The sequence below is a fragment of the Ruegeria sp. BJ6 genome (genome assembly GCF_056537885.1).
Window position 1 is genome coordinate 22,592 of sequence record NZ_JBQFSG010000004.1, and the last position, 17,440, is coordinate 40,031.

Annotated in this window: 17 protein-coding genes; 11 read left to right on the forward strand and 6 right to left on the reverse strand. The window is 56.0% G+C overall.

Annotation, left to right across the window (positions count from 1 at the left end):
* Positions 1-76 precede the first annotated feature (76 nt).
* Positions 77-1,003, reverse strand: coding sequence for an adenylate/guanylate cyclase domain-containing protein (locus tag ACR0D6_RS10780; protein ID WP_480765502.1), 927 nt, complete (start codon positions 1,001-1,003; stop codon positions 77-79).
* A 588-nt stretch (positions 1,004-1,591) separates the two neighbouring features.
* On the opposite strand from ACR0D6_RS10780, the gene ACR0D6_RS10785 reads away from it, so the two are divergent.
* From ACR0D6_RS10785 to ACR0D6_RS10795, 3 genes are all read left to right on the forward strand, one after another.
* Positions 1,592-2,098 (forward strand): hypothetical protein, encoded by a 507-nt coding sequence (locus ACR0D6_RS10785; protein ID WP_480765503.1) that lies wholly within the window; start codon positions 1,592-1,594, stop codon positions 2,096-2,098.
* Between the two features lie 32 nt (positions 2,099-2,130).
* On the forward strand, positions 2,131-2,451 hold the full coding sequence (locus ACR0D6_RS10790; RefSeq protein ID WP_480765504.1) for a hypothetical protein: 321 nt from the start codon (positions 2,131-2,133) through the stop codon (positions 2,449-2,451).
* A 219-nt stretch (positions 2,452-2,670) separates the two neighbouring features.
* Complete coding sequence (locus ACR0D6_RS10795) at positions 2,671-3,438, forward strand: LuxR C-terminal-related transcriptional regulator (protein WP_480765505.1); 768 nt, start codon at positions 2,671-2,673, stop codon at positions 3,436-3,438.
* Positions 3,439-3,709: 271 nt separating this feature from the next.
* Here ACR0D6_RS10795 and ACR0D6_RS10800 read toward each other — a convergent pair whose 3' ends face one another.
* Both ACR0D6_RS10800 and ACR0D6_RS10805 read right to left on the reverse strand, forming a co-directional pair.
* Complete coding sequence (locus ACR0D6_RS10800; RefSeq protein ID WP_480765506.1) at positions 3,710-5,167, reverse strand: NAD-dependent succinate-semialdehyde dehydrogenase; 1,458 nt, start codon at positions 5,165-5,167, stop codon at positions 3,710-3,712.
* A 2-nt stretch (positions 5,168-5,169) separates the two neighbouring features.
* Complete coding sequence (locus tag ACR0D6_RS10805; protein ID WP_480765507.1) at positions 5,170-6,447, reverse strand: 4-aminobutyrate--2-oxoglutarate transaminase; 1,278 nt, start codon at positions 6,445-6,447, stop codon at positions 5,170-5,172.
* A 165-nt stretch (positions 6,448-6,612) separates the two neighbouring features.
* Between ACR0D6_RS10805 and ACR0D6_RS10810 the strand changes: the two genes are divergently transcribed.
* Positions 6,613-7,176 (forward strand): cupin domain-containing protein, encoded by a 564-nt coding sequence (locus ACR0D6_RS10810; RefSeq protein WP_480765670.1) that lies wholly within the window; start codon positions 6,613-6,615, stop codon positions 7,174-7,176.
* A gap of 105 nt (positions 7,177-7,281) precedes the next feature.
* Here ACR0D6_RS10810 and ACR0D6_RS10815 read toward each other — a convergent pair whose 3' ends face one another.
* Both ACR0D6_RS10815 and ACR0D6_RS10820 read right to left on the reverse strand, forming a co-directional pair.
* A complete protein-coding gene (locus tag ACR0D6_RS10815; protein WP_480765508.1) occupies positions 7,282-8,544 on the reverse strand; it encodes a TAXI family TRAP transporter solute-binding subunit in 1,263 nt (420 codons plus the stop codon).
* Between the two features lie 63 nt (positions 8,545-8,607).
* Positions 8,608-9,468 (reverse strand): crotonase/enoyl-CoA hydratase family protein, encoded by an 861-nt coding sequence (locus ACR0D6_RS10820; RefSeq protein ID WP_170654471.1) that lies wholly within the window; start codon positions 9,466-9,468, stop codon positions 8,608-8,610.
* Between the two features lie 140 nt (positions 9,469-9,608).
* Between ACR0D6_RS10820 and ACR0D6_RS10825 the strand changes: the two genes are divergently transcribed.
* The gene (locus tag ACR0D6_RS10825; RefSeq protein WP_480765509.1) at positions 9,609-10,694 is read left to right on the forward strand and encodes a CaiB/BaiF CoA transferase family protein; all 1,086 of its coding nucleotides are present in this window, start codon (positions 9,609-9,611) and stop codon (positions 10,692-10,694) included.
* Between the two features lie 10 nt (positions 10,695-10,704).
* Here ACR0D6_RS10825 and hemE read toward each other — a convergent pair whose 3' ends face one another.
* Positions 10,705-11,739 carry a uroporphyrinogen decarboxylase gene (gene hemE, locus ACR0D6_RS10830; RefSeq protein ID WP_480765510.1) on the reverse strand — a complete coding sequence of 345 codons (1,035 nt, stop codon included), beginning with the start codon at positions 11,737-11,739 and terminating at the stop codon, positions 10,705-10,707.
* A gap of 106 nt (positions 11,740-11,845) precedes the next feature.
* Here hemE and hemC point away from each other — a divergent pair, with 106 nt between their 5' ends.
* The 6 genes from hemC to ACR0D6_RS10860 all read left to right on the forward strand — a co-directional run bounded on the left by hemC (position 11,846) and on the right by ACR0D6_RS10860 (position 17,395).
* On the forward strand, positions 11,846-12,802 hold the full coding sequence (gene hemC, locus ACR0D6_RS10835; protein ID WP_480765511.1) for a hydroxymethylbilane synthase: 957 nt from the start codon (positions 11,846-11,848) through the stop codon (positions 12,800-12,802).
* Positions 12,803-13,129: 327 nt separating this feature from the next.
* Positions 13,130-14,095 carry a fatty acid desaturase family protein gene (locus ACR0D6_RS10840; protein WP_480765512.1) on the forward strand — a complete coding sequence of 322 codons (966 nt, stop codon included), beginning with the start codon at positions 13,130-13,132 and terminating at the stop codon, positions 14,093-14,095.
* 81 nt (positions 14,096-14,176) lie between these two features.
* Positions 14,177-14,701, forward strand: a complete 525-nt coding sequence (locus tag ACR0D6_RS10845) for an SRPBCC family protein (RefSeq protein ID WP_480765513.1) — start codon at positions 14,177-14,179, stop codon at positions 14,699-14,701.
* A 91-nt stretch (positions 14,702-14,792) separates the two neighbouring features.
* Positions 14,793-15,722 (forward strand): ABC transporter ATP-binding protein, encoded by a 930-nt coding sequence (locus ACR0D6_RS10850; protein WP_480765514.1) that lies wholly within the window; start codon positions 14,793-14,795, stop codon positions 15,720-15,722.
* Positions 15,719-16,480, forward strand: coding sequence for an ABC transporter permease (locus tag ACR0D6_RS10855; protein ID WP_480729294.1), 762 nt, complete (start codon positions 15,719-15,721; stop codon positions 16,478-16,480). Before ACR0D6_RS10850 ends, ACR0D6_RS10855 begins: the two co-directional genes overlap by 4 nt.
* A gap of 117 nt (positions 16,481-16,597) precedes the next feature.
* Complete coding sequence (locus ACR0D6_RS10860; RefSeq protein ID WP_480765515.1) at positions 16,598-17,395, forward strand: S49 family peptidase; 798 nt, start codon at positions 16,598-16,600, stop codon at positions 17,393-17,395.
* Positions 17,396-17,440: the final 45 nt, after the last annotated feature.

Consider the following 17,440-nt stretch of genomic DNA (forward strand, 5'->3'; position numbering starts at 1 on the left):
GAAAACGGGTTTTGGGCAACATTCGACGTCGTCAACTGTTGGCTCCTCTGAGTTTTCGGAAGGTTAGCGGTAGAAATCAATTCGTTTTCAGAAGATAGGTTCGGACCACTTCGGACTTGCCCTTTAGCGAGATTTCACCAGCTTCGAAGTCGAGCGTTCGAGAACTTAGTTTGTTGTATACAGTTTCTGAGAGAAGGATTTCGTTTTCCGAAGCTTGGCTTTGGAGGCGGGCGGCCGTGTTAACAACATCGCCGACGGCAGTAAAACTTCTGGATGAGCCGGTAGCCATTTCCCCAACTTGCGCGACGCCCATATTTATCCCAATCCCTACGCCTAGCATGCTGGGTTCAGATCTTATGCTGTCCAATAGGCGTTGCGCTGCCCGAAGCATTACGTCTGCCGTTCGTTCCCTAAGCGACGCCATCTGAACTGGATAAATCGCCATGACTTGATCACCGACAAACTCGATCAAAGCATCGTCACGGGCAATTTCTTTTTCCGCTATGCCATAGAACCGGGTTAGCATTTCGGCAGCTTCAGCTGGCGAATGCTGTTCGGACCAAGGCGTAAAGCCTCTCATATCGGCAAATAGCATTCCCACCTCGGCATCGAGTGTTTTCGTCGGCAATCCTTCAAAACAGCTTCTACAGAAGTTCGGGTTTTCTGATGCGGGTTTGATGCCCAAAATTCTGCCAAAACCTCGAAATGGCACAAGACATAGGCGACACCTGGGGGAAGACGGAAGCAATCGAGTGAATCTCCGAACTCGACCCACGAATCCACTCTGACACAGACTAAATGCAAGCGGCTGCTTTTCCGATGTCAGCTTTTTGATCAACCAAGCGTCGTGATTGTAAATCAAAACTGTAAAACCAAGAACCAAACCGAAAAACAAAAGGACTCCTGCGAGGATCGAAAATTTAAGCGCCACGTATGTCGCCGCAGCTATAAACGCGATCTGAAAGGTTAAAACACCTGCTTCGATGAGCCGGGCATTTCTCATCGCCAATCCTATTTGTAGATGCCGCGCAGACTACCATTTTTTGCGATTCGCAAAAATATGAACAACCTCGTCTGCGTTCGAGAGAAATTCACTTCGTTCTGGCTCTGGTTGAGCTCCCTAAAAGCTTCCGGCCAAGATGATACGAACAGCAATAACTCAAAGGAAAAACGCTTGTTTTACTTTAGTTCTGCGGTTGTTCGGCTAAGGTCAAATCCTGCTGACACAATCAGGTCGAATAATCTCAACACAGCCCGTTCGGACTACAATCGATCCAATGGATCATCCGCTTAACGTCTGCGCCTCGTCCCTCGCTTGGCAATGTGTCGCAACATTCTGCAGTTAGTGAAACCACCTCAGGTTTTTGTGCAACATAGGGAAATTCCTATATATTTTTAGACTGCGCATTCGAGCAACAACAAAGGGCGGGCACGGTCCGGACTCTGCTTCAAGTCGCGCTGGAAAACAGCGGTGGCGAGGAACTATCTGAGGAAGCGTTACAATTGATGCTGCCTGTATCACTGCTATTGAACTGATTTGGACAGATAAATTTCGAAATTGACACTGACTGTCGCGTAGTAGGTATCCAACATGAATAAAAGTACTGCAAAATTACAAAAACTGGCAAGCTGCCTGATCATCCGTACACTCCGGTACTCGTATCCAAAAACTGCGGTTCCGCTTCTATTGGCTGTCGGACTTCTCGGAGCATGTAAGCCAGATGAAATTTCGATCACCCACACAGGTTCAGTGCCGGTCAGTAAAGAAGTTATGGGTGTTATTCTTGCAGGGTGCGATATTTTTTTTGAGGTGGATAACGCAAACTCTGAAAAAATCGACCATCTCGGCTTCGAAATTACCATTGCAGACCCCGAGGCTTCGGAAGAGCGACTCTATGACATGTCTACCGGCAAGTGGTCCGGTGGGCCGTTTGACACTGACAAGCTTCGTTATCGCAATCTGCCAAGTGGAATTAGTAAAGTGGCTGCGCGCATGTCCAAGGGCGCTTGCGACACTTCTTTCGTTGTCAAAATTTCCAACGTTAGTTGTCGTATGGGCGAGGATGACTGCGCTGAATCCGTCGCAATAAGCCAGTGAAGGTTACGTCTGAACTAAAGAGAAGGAAGAGTATGAAAAGAGTTTTGGCGAGTGCGTCCATCGCCCTGGCAGTGTCAGGGTGTTGGGGTGATCGGGACAAATCTGCATTTGTCGATCATTGTGTCGGTATGGGTGCGGGTTCAGAAGAGTTTTGCTCATGTCAGTACGAGTTGGCAAAAACCGAGCTGGATGAAGAGGTTTTTGCGATCGTAATGGCAGGTGCAAAAGGGGACCAGGCCGAAGCAGCCAAGCTTCGAAAGCAAGCCGGGTTTGACGGGATGCTGACTATGGCTGGTCTGGCTGTGATCTTGATGAATTTTGAGAGCGAAACAAGACAGCAATGTGGTGGCTAAGGTCGACGGACGAACCCGGTTGATCGAAACAGGGCTGCAAAGGCGGTGCCATTGCGGTGCTGCAATCAAGCCAGTGTAAGTCCGTTTTCTGTCATCATGGACCGCTGTTTGGGTGCACCCCGCAAAATTGACCACCACATGATTGTTGTGGGTTGACTGCATGAACAGAGCAAAGCGAAGATGACGAGGTATTGGAGTGATTATTGTTAAGTTTATGAAATGAATAGAATTACTTTTATCGATAAGGAGAGGACAAACCGTCTTCTGGATTTCTCGGAAAAGCTGACTAACGCTGCGACAGTCGATTTGGCCTGGTCGCTTTACTCGGACGCATTGGCAAAACTTGGGGCCAAAAGCGCAGTTTATGGTTTTTTTCCAAAGACAGTAGGCCGTTCGATCGCATCCGAAGTCGTGGCAATGTCGTCCCATCGCGAGGAGTTCAATGAGCTCTATCTGGATGAGGGATACATCGATCACGATCCTTTTGCCCAATATGCGATGACTGAAGACCATCGCCCAATCTCTTGGCGGGACCCGCGGGCGAAACAATTCCAGACGGAAAAATCTGAGTTCTTTCAAAACGCGATGATTGATTTTGGAATGAACTACGGCATCACCATTCCAGTTCGGGACGCATCAAACTGGAAGCTGGGTGGAACTGGTGTGTGTTTTGAGGCGGGCAGCGACAGGGAGGGGGACGAAATTGTCGCGCGCGTAACTCCATTGGTAGAAAGCGCCGCCATGCTGTTTCATTCTCGGGTTCAAGAAGGCGACATGATGCGGCAATTCTTCCCGCTTTCAGTCCGTGAAAAAGAATGTCTGCATTGGGTGGCTGCCGGACTGACGAACAAGGAGATAGCTTTCAGGTTGTCCCTGTCCGACAAAACTGTTGAGTTGCACGTAAAGAATGCGGCCAAACGCCTGAATGCACGAAACAGGACACACGCTGTTTCAAGAGCCCTAATATACGGTATCATTACGCCATAGATGTCTCCGCAGCGGACCAAGAATAGTAAGAACATCTTGTCACAGAGCATGTGAGGGGCTGTGGGAACGTTCACCTTGTTGCGCATCGCAGATGTCTGAGTGACCAATTGCGTATGTCCCCACTGCAGGGGAACAGACCGACCTTAAAACGCGGCCTTTTTTTGCCCGGCAGGTTTCCGGATCGCCTCTGGCACCGCCAGTCAGGCGTTAGCATCCCAATTTTAGTGCCCTTATTGGACGCCGCAAGTTTGATTTCGGCAGAGAGCTTCAATCAAGACCGCCTTTGCTCTGCGGTACTCAGGCAAAGGTATTTCAGCTCCAGATAGTCATCCATGCCGTATTTCGATCCCTCACGGCCCAGACCAGACTGCTTGACGCCGCCAAACGGGGCCAGTTCGGTTGAAATCAGCCCGGTGTTTATGCCGACCATGCCGGTTTCCAGACCCTCGGCCACGCGCCAGACCCGTGCCAGATCGTTGGCATAGAAGTAACCGGCCAGACCGAATTCGCTGTCATTGGCAAGCGCAATCACCTCTTCTTCGGTTTCGAACCTGATCAGCGGCGCAATCGGACCAAAAGTTTCTTCGTGCGAGACTTTGGCGGTGACCGGGACGTCAGCAATCAGGGTCGGTTCAAAGAAGTTGCCTTCCAGACGGTTGCCACCGGTCATCACTCGGGCACCTTTGGCTAGAGCGTCGGACAAGTGTTCCTCGACCTTCGCGACGGCGGCTTCATTGATAAGCGGGCCTGTGGTCACCCCCTCCTCCATGCCGTTGCCGGGGTTAAGGGCGGAAACAGCGGCGGCAAGCTTGTTGGCAAATGCGTCATAGACACCCGCCTGTACATAGATGCGGTTGGCGCAAACGCAGGTCTGGCCGTTGTTGCGGAACTTCGCAATCATTGCGCCCTCGACGGCGGCGTCCAGGTCGGCATCGTCAAAGACCAGAAACGGCGCGTTGCCGCCCAGTTCAAGCGACATCTTCTTGATAGTGTCCGCGCCCTGACGCATCAGAATCCGACCGACGCGGGTTGATCCGGTAAAAGTGATTTTTGCCACTTTCGGGTTGGCGCACATTTCCTGCCCGGTTTCCGCAGCCTTCGAGTTGGTCACGACGCTGAAGACACCGGCAGGCACCCCTGCGCGTTCGGCAAGCACCGCCATGGCAGTCGCTGAGAGCGGCGTCAACTCTGCCGGACGTGCTACAAAGGAACAGCCTGCCGCCAATGCGGGGGCCACTTTGCGCGCAATCATCGCATTCGGGAAATTCCAGGGGGTGATGGCGCCGACCACACCCACCGGCTGTTTCAGAACGACAATGCGCTTGTCAGGCTGGTGACCGGGGATGGTGTCGCCATAGACACGCTTGGCCTCTTCACCGAACCATTCGATAAAGCTGGCGCCATAGGCGATCTCGCCCTTGGCTTCCGCCAGCGGCTTGCCCATTTCGACGCAGAGAATTGTGGCCAGATCGTCCTGCGCCTCGATCATCAGCTCATACCATCTGCGCAGGATTGCCGCGCGCTCTTTGCCGGTTTTGGCTGCCCACGCTTTCTGCGCCGTATAGGCTCCGTCGATTGCTTCCCGTACGTCGGCGACCGAGCAGTCGGCCACATTGGCGATCACCTCGCCTGTGGCCGGGTTGGTTACGGCAAAGGTCTCACTCCCTTCGCGCCAGTCCCCGTTGATATAGGCCCGGGTTTCCAGAAGGCTGCTGTCCTTCAGATCCATGGTTATGCTTCCTTCGCCGCTTTGATTGACGCTTCAAGGATGTTCATCGCCTCTGCCATGACGTCATCCTGAATGGTGATTGGCGCAAGGAAGCGCACCACATTTCCGTAGGTACCGCAGGTGAGCAGGATCAGGTTCCGTTTCAGGGCTTCGGCCCTTACAGCATTGGCAAATTCTGCGTTCGGAGTGCTGCCGTCAGCGGTGTTGAACTCACAGGCCACCATGAAACCAGGGCCACGAATGTCGGCGATTTCCGGCACATCTGCTCGGATCGCCGCGAGACGCTGCTTGAGACGCGAGCCCAGTTCGTTTGCCCGCGCGCAGAGGTCTTCGTCTGCGATCACGTCCAGCACCGCATTTGCGGCCGCGATGCCCAACGGGTTGCCGCCATAGGTGCCGCCCAGACCGCCGGGGTTTGCGGCATCCATGATCTCGGCGCGGCCGGTCACTGCCGCCAGCGGCAGGCCGCCTGCCAACCCCTTGGCCATAGTCGTGAGGTCGGCGGCAACGTCATATTGCTCCATCGCGAAAAGATGCCCGGTGCGGGCAAATCCCGTCTGTACTTCGTCGGCAATCAAGACGATCCCGTGTTCGTCACACAGCGATCGCAGGGCGGTCATCAATCCGGTGGGCGCGGGATAGAAACCGCCTTCGCCCTGAACGGGTTCAAGGATGATCGCAGCCACACGGCCGGGATCGAGGTCAGATTTGAACAGACCGTTGATTGCCTCAAGAGACCCCTCGACCGACACACCATGAAGGTCAATCGGAAATGGCACGTGGTAGACATCGGGCATCATCGTGCCAAAACCAGCTTTGTAGGGCTGCACTTTGCCGGTCAGCGCCATGCCCATGAAAGTACGACCATGAAAGCCACCGCCAAAGGCGATCACTGCCTGACGCCCGGTTGCCGCACGGGCGATCTTGACCGCATTTTCCACCGCTTCCGCGCCGGTTGTTACAAAGATCGTTTTCTTGTCGAAATCACCGGGAACAGCTGCGTTCAAACGCTCGCCCAGACGGATATAGTCTTCGTAGGGCAAAACCTGGTGGCAGGTGTGGGTGAAACGCGCAAGCTGCGCCTCGACTGCCGCCATCACCTTGGGGTGACGATGCCCAGTGTTCACGACTGCAATCCCGCCTGCGAAATCGATGTATCGGGTGCCTTCGACATCCCAGACTTCCGCGTTTTCCGCGCGATCCGCATAGATCTGAGTCACCATCCCGACCCCACGGGCAATCGCGTCATCGCGCCGTTTGGCAAGCTCTGCATTCGTCATCTTTTTGTACCCTCTCTCAGCGGGCCATGGCCCCGATTCGAAGTCGGTAAGAGGGTGTTCGATTTGAATGGCAGAAAATAGTCTGTTTGTTTTACTGCGTAAGCCTTTAATAATATTGGTAGCGGTGATAATTTGTTCAAAATAGTGAACGGGGAAAACACCTCAATGGAAAAGGCGCAGGAAGAAATCGACCTTGGAATTCGCCTTCGATACGTGCGCGAACAAGCTGGCCTGTCCCAGCGGGCGCTGGCCAGAAAAGTCGGTGTGCCGAATTCCACGATTTCTTTGATTGAGTCGGGAAAGACCAATCCATCGGTCGGAGCCCTGAAGCGTGTTCTGGATGGCATACCGGTGGGGTTGTCGGAGTTCTTCGCCTTTGCGCCCGAACCGGATCGCAAAATTTTCTTCGCTGCAGAAGAACTGAAGGAAATCGGCAAGGGGAAACTGTCGCTGAAACAGGTCGGCGACAGCCCCGTGGGGCGGACATTGCAGATTTTGTATGAAACCTATGCCCTTCACGCGGACACGGGCGCGCAAATGTATGAACACGAGGGTGAAGAAGGCGGGGTGGTCGTCTCGGGTCGGATTGAGATCACGGTCGGAAGCGAACGCAAAATCCTCGGGGCTGGAGACGCGTACCTGTTTGATAGCCGCCGACCGCATCGTTTCAGGCAGGTTGGGCCGGAACCCTGTGTTATCGTCAGCGCCTGCACGCCACCGACATTTTAAATGCTGCGTTGGCACTACTCTTGATGATCGTCGCCGGTCTTAGATGCCAAAGAAGGCACTCAGGTATTCGAAGAAGTTGAGTTCTAGGTGATCAGTTCAAGCCTGTCAGGATGCGTTTCGCTGCATTTCGGCAATTCGTTTCTGCACCAGTTCCAGGTGCAGTCGCGCATCGTATTGCCCCTGCCGATATGCGGCTGGCAACCGCAATCCGGCCAGCCGTTCATCCAGCTCAGCCAGGTGTAGTCGCATTTCCTCAAGTTCAGCCGCGCTTGGGTTACTACCCAGATCATCTTCGATCTGACGAATTTCGGGATAGTGCTGCCAGACCCGCCACCGCATCAGATAGGCATACGCCAGCGGTAGTAGCCGAAGCAGTGGGACCACGATGAAGAAAAACGGCAGGAACAGCAGAAGGACCCGGTTGATCTGCGCGGCGATCCAGTAGGGCAGCCAGTTGTGCCAGGTCGATGGCCCTTCGAGCACAAGCTGTCGTGCCGTGTTGTTCATGTGAAGGCCGGTTCCTTCAATCGAAGGGAAGATGCCCGGATCGGTAATGATACCCCGTGACCGATGCAATTCGATTGCGGCCATGGTCAGGCGGTTGACCAGCGCGGGGTGAAGGCCGGGGCGCACGGCCAGTCGTGCCTCAAGCGCAATAAACTCGATCGGGCGGGGGGGGCGTACGGGGTCCAGCGACATACCGCCAGGTGGAACGGTGACGACGCTGGCATATTCAAGCCGGCGGGAAATAGCTTCGACGTGTTCAAGATCCAGCAATTCCAGCCCGGGCCGGTCATAAGCGGACATGAGATAGGGCGCGTCAATCGGCGCGACAAAAACGGCGATATCGACCTGATCTGACAGCAAGGCGTCAACCGCCTTGTCGTAGGGAATCGAGAGGTGAGTGTTGTCTTCAATCGACAACCCCACAGCCTGTTCGAAATCACGGAAGGCTGCTGCTGTGCCCGATCCGTCTGCGCCGCTGTTTATGCGCAAGCCTTTCCAATGGGCGGGATTGCGCGGGATCGCGTCGCCCCTTCGCGTCAGAAAGATGACCGGTTCAAAGAAGATTGCGCCCACCGCCTCGGCGTATTGAGAAGGGACGTCTATGCCACCCTGAAGAATCGCGGCATCCACTATTTTCTCTTCCAGCAACCGTGCGTTTTCAACTGATCCAGCTGTTTCGATAATGTCGAGGTGGATATCATCTCGGGCCAGAACGCGGGCATAGTCGTCGGCGACAGAGACGTAAGCGCCGCCTGCCGGACCCGACGCCAGGCTCAGACTGCCCGGAGGGTGCAGGCGAATGAGAATTGCGGTCAGAATCGCAAGAACAACGCAAACGCAGATCAGAATCCAGACGCGCATCATCCCCTCACCGTGCGACCATTTGCGGGACGCTATTCCTCCCGGAATGCTCTGGCAAGGGACTTAACGATTACGCTTTGGTAATTCTTCGTCTTCTGTCCAATCCCAGGTGCCCTGATCCCTTTCGGTCACGGCCTGCTTCCAGCCGACCTGTTCCGCGCGGGTCTTGAAATTGATGCCTTCGGGAGAGTGCCGCGTAATGCCGTCAAAGATTGTGGCCAGACGCTGCGTTTGCATCATTCCGGTCTGTTCGATTGCCTGATTGATGACCATCTTTTGCATGGCCAGCTGATTGATCGGAACTGTCGCCATGCGCGCGGCCATTTCCTCGACCGCATCGTCCAGTTGATCCGCAGGCACCGCCTTGAGCACCAGCCCCATATCCGCTGCTTCGCGCCCAGTGATCTTGTCGCCGGTAAAGAGCATCCGTTTAGCTTTTTCAGCACCCAGACGATAGACCCACATGGCCGTGGTCGGGCAGCCCCAGACGCGGGCGGGCATGTACCCGATCTGCGCGTCCTCGGCCATGATGGTCATATCCGCACACAATGCGATGTCGGATCCTCCGGCCACGGCAAACCCATGAACTTTGCAGACCACGGGCTTCATCGCCCGCCAGAGAGACATGAAATGCTGCGTGTTGCGCCACATGAAACTGTAATCCTTGATCGGATCCCACGGCATGGGCTGGGTTGCCTCTCCGCTGCCATTGCCTTCGGCGTAAAAGGTCAGATCGTATCCGGCGCAAAAGGCGGGGCCGTTGCCGGACAGGATCATGACGTGAACGCCCGGATCGGCATCAGCCCGCGCGACGGCTTCGGATAATTCTACCGGCAGTTCGTCATTGATCGCATTCATGACGTCCGGTCTGTTCAGCGTGATCCGCGCGATGCGCCCATCTTTTTCGTAGGAAACGACTGACATGAGCTCCTCCTTCTCCAGCGGCAGGAAATCACTCGTATTCGTAACTGCCTAGTCACCATGAAAAAGACGTCACGTCGCGGCGGTCGGGCCTTGCAATCCGTCTGTTTGGCCGGAACGTTGGCGCAGAGGGAGGAGCAGACATGCTGACAGGTATCCGCATCATCGAGATCGAGGGGCTTGGCCCCGGCCCGTTTGCCGCCATGATGTTGTCTGATCTTGGCGCTGACGTCGTTACCGTGCATCGCAAAAGTGGTCCTACAGCGCCCGGCGGTGCAGTGAAATCTGTTCTGGACCGGGGAAAGCGGTCGATTGAGTTGGATTTGAAGGATGCGACCGATCTGGAAACCGCAAAACGGCTGATTGCCTCGGCGGACGGATTGATCGAGGGGTTTCGCCCGGGTGTGATGGAAAAACTGGGGCTGGGGCCAGAGGTTTGCCACGAACTGAATCCCGGTCTGGTTTACGGGCGCATGACGGGTTGGGGGCAGGGCGGTCCGCTGGCGCATGCTTCGGGCCATGATCTGAATTACATCTCACTGTCAGGTGCACTTTGGTACGGATCGGCGCCCGGCGATGCACCGCAAACGCCTGCCACACTGGTCGGAGACATCGGTGGCGGCGCTATGTATCTGGTGGTTGGAATGCTGGCAGGCATAATCAATGCCCGTTCGACCGGTCAGGGGACCGTAGTTGACGCCGCAATATATGATGGCTCGGCAAATATGATGAATCTGCTTATGGGGTTGCGACAGACAGGCAACCTGTCGGACGCACGGGGTCACAGCCTGCTTGACGGCCCGCACTGGAGTCGCACCTACGTTTGCGCGGATGGGGGATATGTGTCCGTTCAGTGTCTTGAGGCCAAGTTTTACGCCGAGTTTCTGAAGCTCTTGGATCTGACGGATGATCCGGGTTTTCAACAGCAATACAATCCGGGAATGTGGCCGGAGCTGACCAAACGCCTTGCGTCGATTTTTGCCGGAAAGCCCCGCGACCATTGGGCCGATCTGTTTTTGGGAACGGATGCCTGTGTCGCCCCGGTCCTCAGCCCAGAAGAGGCCCGCGATCACGAAATGAACGCCGCGCGCCGCACTTGGCGGGATGTTGATGGCAACCTGCAGGCAGCCGCTGCACCGCGGTTTTCAACACAGGAATGGGAACCCAAACCCAGCCCCACACGCGGAGAGCACACGCAAGAGATTCTTGCAGAACTCGATAACCGATAAATCTGCTGACTTACCTGCCGCGCACCGTATCAATCATCAACTGTACGTTTTCTGGGTCGGCGTCCGGTGTGATCCCGTGGCCCAGATTGAAGATGTGCGGCCCACCCGAGAATGCCTCGACAATGCGGCGGGTTTCATCCACCAGCGGCTGCCCGCCCGTCACCATATGCGATGAGGCCAGATTGCCCTGAACGCAGCCATCCACCTGAACATGTTCAGCACCCCATTCGGGCGAAACCGAGTTGTCCAGCGCCACGCAATCAACCCCGGTTGCGTTGGCAAACCCGATATAGCCATCACCTGCTTCGCGGGGGAAGCCGATTACCGGAATACCGGGATGGCGTTCCTTGATCGCCTGCGTGATGACGCGGCAGGGTTCCACTGCGTATTTTGAAAATGCTTCCCCTTTCAGGGATCCGGCCCAGCTGTCGAAGATCTTGACCACTTCCGCACCGGCTTCAATCTGGGCGGAAAGATATTCGATGGTTGCCGCAGTGATCCGTTCGATCAGCGCCTCGAACAGGGCGGTATCGCCATCTTTCAGGGCGTGTGCGGGTCCCTGATCCGGTGTTCCACGTCCGGCGATCATGTATGTGGCGACCGTCCAGGGCGCGCCTGCAAATCCGATCAGTGTCGTTTCGGAAGGCAGTTCGCGCGACAGAATGCGAACGGTTTCATAGACGGGCGCAAGGGTCTCGTGAATGGCATCGATGGGTTTCAGCGCGTCGAATTCCGATTTCTGCGTGATCGTGGACAGGCGGGGCCCTTCGCCGGTCACGAACCACAAATCCGCACCTAGGGCCTGTGGCACCAACAGAATATCGGCAAACAGGATCGCAGCGTCAAAGCCATAGCGGCGGATCGGCTGCAGCGTCACCTCGGCGGCCAGTTCCGGGTTGTAGCACAGCGACAGGAAATCCCCGGCCTGCGCGCGCGTCGCACGATACTCGGGCAGATACCGCCCTGCCTGCCGCATCATCCAGATAGGCGGCACGTCCTGCACTTCACCCGCCAGCGTTCGCAGCAGTTTCTTTTTCTCGGCCATGCTCGTCCCCAATATTCCGGTTTGCGATACCGGTCTGCCTTCGGCGTCAATTTGTCAAGCTCTGCCCCCATTGTCAGGGCAATGTGACGCGACTAAAGCTTGCGTCATGACTTTGATCCTACCCTCCCCCGCATCGCCGCTGAAGATCGGCACCCGTGGCTCTCCACTGGCGCTGGCTCAGGCCCATGAGACCCGCCACCGACTGGGTGAGGCTTTCGATCTGCCGGAAGAGGCGTTCGAGATCGTGGTGATCAAGACGACAGGCGACAACCGCGCCATGATCGACGCGGATCGTCCGCTGAAAGAGATCGGCAACAAAGGCCTGTTCACCAAGGAAATCGAAGAGGCGATGCTGAAAGGCGATATCGATATCGCCGTGCACTCTACCAAGGATATGCCGGTCGAGCAGCCCGAGGGGCTGGTTCTGGACACCTTCCTGCCGCGCGAAGACGTGCGCGACGCCTTCATTTCCCCGCGGCTTGGCTCGATTCATGACCTGCCGGACGGTGCGGTCGTGGGCACGTCATCATTGCGGCGGCGGGCCCAGCTGTTGCACCGACGCCCGGACCTGAAGGTCGTGGAATTCCGCGGAAACGTGCAGACCCGGCTTAAGAAGCTGGCAGATGGTGTTGCTGAATGCACATTCCTTGCGATGGCCGGTCTCCGGCGGCTGCAGATGGACGACGTGCCGGCAACCGCCATTTCGCCGGATGATATGCTGCCTGCCATCGCGCAGGGGACTATCGGCATCGAACGGCGCAGCGATGATCATCGGGCCGCTGAAATGCTGGAAGCCATTCACAGCCGAGACACCGGTTTGCGCCTGGCGGCGGAACGGACCTTGCTGGCGGCGCTTGACGGATCCTGTGAAACCCCGATCGCCGGTCTGGCGGAGCTGGAGGCTGGTACTCTGCGCCTGCGCGGAGAGGTGCTGCGCCCGGATGGGTCCGAATCCATTGCGGATGATGTGACCGGAAGTGTAGAAGATGGCGCTGAAATGGGCCGATCAATGGCGGCAGGGCTGCTTTCCCGGGCAGGTGACGGCTTTTTTGATTGGCGGTAGGGCAATTTTTTTCTTGAATGTGAACTAGTTCACTGTTGTCCGGTGAGATTTGCTTCAAAACGTACTCATCCCGGTTGGGTTTGAGGATCAGTCCCGTATACATCGAAAATTTTGTGTGAGTTTTTCTTTTGGTGGTATTCGAGGGGGTGGGATTGATCCTCTGTCCTAATCCGGTAGGCCCTTCCCCAAATCTCTGGTAGCGCGAAAACATCCAGCCGGATCAATCTTTGGAAGGATTGTTCCCGATTAAGCTTTGTAGAAAGTGACGCTGCGGTTTCTTTGACGGGGGGGCGGGCGTTTGAGACAATGTTGGTCGAGGAGACCACCATGACCCCCGGCAAAGCATACCTTGGCACCGACGAAATCCGGCCCTTGGCAAGGCGTTCCAATATCATGGGCGCATGGCTGGTTGTGCACTGCTGGGGTTTGATTGCACTTGCCGTCGCCTTGTTTGGCTTTTTTCCAAACCCGCTTACCTTTCTGATCGCGGTAATCGTGATCGGTTCACGTCAGTTAGGCTTGGCCATTCTGATGCACGAAGCTGCACACAATGCACTGTTTTCGTCTCAACGTGCCAATGATTTTGTCGGTGAATGGCTGTGTGGACGCCCGATTCTGGCCGAATTGGCGGCCTATCGTCACTATCACCTGACCCATCATCGCTTTACCCAGACGGATAAAGACCCGGATCTGGTGCTGTCGGCCAAGTTTCCCACGTCTCATGCGTCGCTGAAACGCAAATTCACCCGGGATCTGACAGGGCAGACCGGTGTGAAGCAGTTGTTTGGGCAGATATTGATGTCTTTCCGTCTGGCCGGGGACGAGGATGCCATCAAGGCGGCCGCATCTGATTTTGCCCAAAGCTTCAAAGCCCCTCAGCTATGGAAATCCCTTCCGGTGTTTCTGTTTGTCATGGTCCTGATGGGCCTTTTAGGCAGCTGGTGGTGGGGGCTGGCCTTTTGGCTTTTGCCCTATCTCACCTGGTTTCAGTTCGTATTGCGCGTCCGCAACATTGCCGAGCATGGCGCGACCGAACAATCAGACAATCCTTTGCAAAACGTGCGGACCACTTATGCGGGGCCTCTGGCGCGCCTTCTTGTTGCGCCGTACTGGGTCAACTACCACCTGGAGCATCACATGATCATGCATGTGCCCTGCTTCAATCTGCCCAAACTGCACAAGTCCCTGCTGAAAAAGGGGCTTGGACCGCAGATGCGTAACGCCCCCAGTTACGCGCATGCCCTGCGCGAAGCAGGTTGGCGGTCAGCCGCAAAAGCAACACCGACCCCGTGAACGCTTGGGCTAGCCACGTCCGGTTCAGGGCGGTAATGCTGTTCTGATACCTTTTCAGCAGGAAATTGGGGGCAGTCCACCATGCAGATGAGCGACACAAGGGAAATTCAGGCGGAACCTGCGGCAGTTTTTGCGGCATTGCTGGACCCGGAAGTGCTTAAGGTGTGTGTGTCGGGAACGCAGGAGATTTCCGGCAACCCGACCGACGGGTATGAAGCAACGGTTGTGCAAAAAGTCGGGCCGGTGAAGGCGACCTTCAAGGGGACCGTCACCATGTCGGATATGGTGGAAAACGAGCGCCTCACCATCGCGGGTGAAGGGAAGGGGGGCGCGGCCGGCTTCGCGAAAGGCAGCGCCAGCGTCACATTGAGCGCGAGTGAAAGCGGCGGGACACTGCTGTCTTATGATGTTGACGCAAAGGTTGGCGGCAAGCTGGCCCAGCTGGGCAGCCGCCTGATTGACGGCTTTGCCAAGAAAATGGCGGATCAATTCTTTTCGAACCTGCAGGAGTATCTGGAAGGACCGGCAGAAGAAGCTGCGACCGAGGGCGAAGATCAGAGCGAAGGAAAAAAAGGCTGGCTTGGACGTCTGACCGGCCGCGACTGACACCTGCGCAAACGCGCAGCGCTTTGTGCGCATTTGACCTGTTCCGGAGCTGACCGGCGCGATAGGGTCACCGCCAGAACGGGGGAAATGCATGGCAACAATTCTGTCGATCAAGGATTTGCGCAAATCCTACGCCGATGGTTTCGAGGCGCTCAAAGGCGTTTCATTGGATATTGAAGAGGGCGAGATTCTCGCTCTGCTCGGCCCGAACGGGGCTGGGAAGACGACTCTGATTTCAACGGTTTGCGGGATAACGACGCCAACATCCGGATCGGTGACTGTTGGTGGGCACGACATACAGGCCGACTTTCGGGCCGCCCGCCGGATGATCGGTCTGGTGCCTCAGGAAATCGCGCTTGAGCCGTTTGAAAAGGTCTGGAACACGGTGCGGTTCTCGCGCGGGCTTTTTGGTCATGGTCAGGATAGCGCCCGGATCGAGGAAATTCTTCGCAAGCTGTCGCTGTGGGATAAACGCAAGAATGCGATCAAGGAGTTGTCCGGCGGCATGAAGCGCCGCGTATTGATCGCCAAGGCCCTGGCGCACGAGCCGCGCATTCTGTTCCTTGATGAGCCCACCGCCGGTGTCGACGTCGAATTGCGCAAGGACATGTGGGACATCGTTGGCGAGCTGAAGAAAAGCGGCGTGACGATCATCCTGACCACACACTACATTGAAGAGGCCGAGGCCATCGCGGATCGGGTTGGCGTTATCAACAAGGGCGAATTGCTACTGGTTCAGGACAAGGACACGCTGATGGCGCAGATGGGCAAGAAGCAGCTTGAGGTCATGCTGACCGAAGCCATCAGCGCAATTCCCGACTGTCTCTCCGAACACAATCTGACCTTGAACGGCGCAGGGGACTCGCTGATCTACACCTATGATACCCATGCAGACCGAACAGGTATCACCACTCTGCTGAATGACGTATCGCAGGCTGGGCTGATATTGCGCGACGTGCAAACCCGGCAGTCCAGCCTTGAGGAGATATTCGTCAATCTCGTTTCGGGAGAGGCCGCATGAACTGGTCCGCGATTGCCGCAATCTATCGTTTCGAGATGAACCGCTTTTTCAGAACGCTGGCGCAGAGCTTTTTGTCACCGGTCCTGTCCACCTCGCTTTATTTCGTGGTTTTCGGCACAGCCATCGGCAGCCGCATTCAGGAGGTTGAGGGCGTCTCGTACGGCGCATTCATCGTGCCCGGTCTGATCATGTTGTCGGTTGTGATGCTGTCGATTTCGAACGCGTCGTTCGGCATCTACTTTCCCAAGTTTCTTGGCACGATCTACGAATTGTTGTCGGCCCCGATCAACTTTATCGAAATCGTGATCGGCTATGTTGGGGCGGCTGCTACCAAGGCCCTGTTCGTCGGTGTGGTGATACTCGTCACGGCCACATTCTTTGTTGAAATCCGCATCGAGCATCCTTTTGCGATGGTGGCATTTCTGGTTCTGTCCTGTCTCAGTTTTTCGTTGCTGGGCTTCATCGTCGGTATCTGGGCCAGCAATTTCGAACAGATGTCGCTGATCCCGCAACTTGTAGTGACGCCGCTTATTTTTCTGGGCGGGACCTTTTATTCCATATCGATGCTGCCGCCGATCTGGCAGACGATTACGTTGTTCAACCCAGTTTTGTATCTGATCTCGGGGTTTCGCTGGTCCTTCTACGGTCTAGCGGATGTGCCGATCCTGCTCAGCCTTCTTGCCATCTTGGCGTTTACGGGTCTGTGTCTTGGAATCATCTGGTGGATCTTCAAAACCGGCTGGCGCATTCGCAGCTAGCGAAGCGTCAGCAGGCGTTGCATTTTTGCCCATCGGCTGTGCCAATTTCGTTCACGTAGCGTCTCTGCTATCGCGGGCGTCTTGTTTACCGGGTGGCGGCACTCTACATCGGCACCCATGAAACTAAGCCTTCCGTTTATCAAGAAGCAGCCTGTCGTGGCCGTGGTCCGGATGTCCGGAGCTATCGGAATGGCAGGTCGTGCGTCACTGAATGACAACACTTTGGCGCCGGTACTGGAAAAGGCGTTTCGCAAGGGCAAGCCGGCGGCGGTCGCGCTTGAGCTCAATTCGCCCGGAGGTTCCCCGGTGCAAAGCTCACTAATCGGTGCGCGCATCCGGCGGCTGTCGGACGAACTGGACGTTCCGGTTTTTGCCTTTGTCGAGGATGTGGCCGCATCGGGGGGATATTGGCTGGCTGCGGCAGCAGATGAAATCTGGGCCGACGACAGTTCTGTTCTGGGATCGATCGGAGTTATTTCCTCCAGCTTCGGCGCTCATGTGTTTCTTGCCCGGCAGGGACTTGAGCGGCGTGTTCACACGGCGGGAAAATCAAAATCCATGCTGGACCCGTTTTCGCCGGAAAAGGAAGAAGACGTCGAGCGGCTCAAGCATATCCTTGGCGATATCCATGAGAACTTTATTGATCACGTCAAAGACAGGCGCGGCAACAAGCTGGACGACAAGACCGATCTGTTCACGGGCGAAATCTGGCTGGCGAAGCGCGCCGAGAAACTTGGCCTGATTGACGGAATTGCGCATCTCAAGCCCAAGATGCAGGAAAAATTCGGAGACAAGGTCAAGTTCCGCCGCTACGGCGTTCGCAAACCGCTCTGGTCGCGATTTGGTGCCGAATTGGCGCAGGATGCGGTTGCCGGAATAGAGGAGCGGGCGGCCTACGCGCGCTTTGGTCTCTGACGTGATCATAAAGGTGGTCACCCTTTTCCTCGTCGCCATGGCCGT

Excerpts from the sequence above, each read along its gene's own strand:
- hemC (WP_480765511.1), top strand. The coding sequence starts at position 11,846 with ATGACTTTGATCCTACCCTCCCCCGCATCGCCGCTGAAGATCGGCACC.
- ACR0D6_RS10825 (WP_480765509.1), top strand. The coding sequence starts at position 9,609 with ATGCTGACAGGTATCCGCATCATCGAGATCGAGGGGCTTGGCCCCGGC.
- ACR0D6_RS10785 (WP_480765503.1), top strand. The coding sequence starts at position 1,592 with ATGAATAAAAGTACTGCAAAATTACAAAAACTGGCAAGCTGCCTGATC.
- ACR0D6_RS10805 (WP_480765507.1), bottom strand. The coding sequence starts at position 6,447 with ATGACGAATGCAGAGCTTGCCAAACGGCGCGATGACGCGATTGCCCGT.
- ACR0D6_RS10860 (WP_480765515.1), top strand. The coding sequence starts at position 16,598 with ATGAAACTAAGCCTTCCGTTTATCAAGAAGCAGCCTGTCGTGGCCGTG.
- ACR0D6_RS10800 (WP_480765506.1), bottom strand. The coding sequence starts at position 5,167 with ATGGATCTGAAGGACAGCAGCCTTCTGGAAACCCGGGCCTATATCAAC.
- ACR0D6_RS10855 (WP_480729294.1), top strand. The coding sequence starts at position 15,719 with ATGAACTGGTCCGCGATTGCCGCAATCTATCGTTTCGAGATGAACCGC.
- ACR0D6_RS10790 (WP_480765504.1), top strand. The coding sequence starts at position 2,131 with ATGAAAAGAGTTTTGGCGAGTGCGTCCATCGCCCTGGCAGTGTCAGGG.
- ACR0D6_RS10845 (WP_480765513.1), top strand. The coding sequence starts at position 14,177 with ATGCAGATGAGCGACACAAGGGAAATTCAGGCGGAACCTGCGGCAGTT.
- ACR0D6_RS10815 (WP_480765508.1), bottom strand. The coding sequence starts at position 8,544 with ATGCGCGTCTGGATTCTGATCTGCGTTTGCGTTGTTCTTGCGATTCTG.
- ACR0D6_RS10850 (WP_480765514.1), top strand. The coding sequence starts at position 14,793 with ATGGCAACAATTCTGTCGATCAAGGATTTGCGCAAATCCTACGCCGAT.
- ACR0D6_RS10840 (WP_480765512.1), top strand. The coding sequence starts at position 13,130 with ATGACCCCCGGCAAAGCATACCTTGGCACCGACGAAATCCGGCCCTTG.
- ACR0D6_RS10810 (WP_480765670.1), top strand. The coding sequence starts at position 6,613 with ATGGAAAAGGCGCAGGAAGAAATCGACCTTGGAATTCGCCTTCGATAC.
- ACR0D6_RS10780 (WP_480765502.1), bottom strand. The coding sequence starts at position 1,003 with ATGAGAAATGCCCGGCTCATCGAAGCAGGTGTTTTAACCTTTCAGATC.
- hemE (WP_480765510.1), bottom strand. The coding sequence starts at position 11,739 with ATGGCCGAGAAAAAGAAACTGCTGCGAACGCTGGCGGGTGAAGTGCAG.
- ACR0D6_RS10795 (WP_480765505.1), top strand. The coding sequence starts at position 2,671 with ATGAATAGAATTACTTTTATCGATAAGGAGAGGACAAACCGTCTTCTG.
- ACR0D6_RS10820 (WP_170654471.1), bottom strand. The coding sequence starts at position 9,468 with ATGTCAGTCGTTTCCTACGAAAAAGATGGGCGCATCGCGCGGATCACG.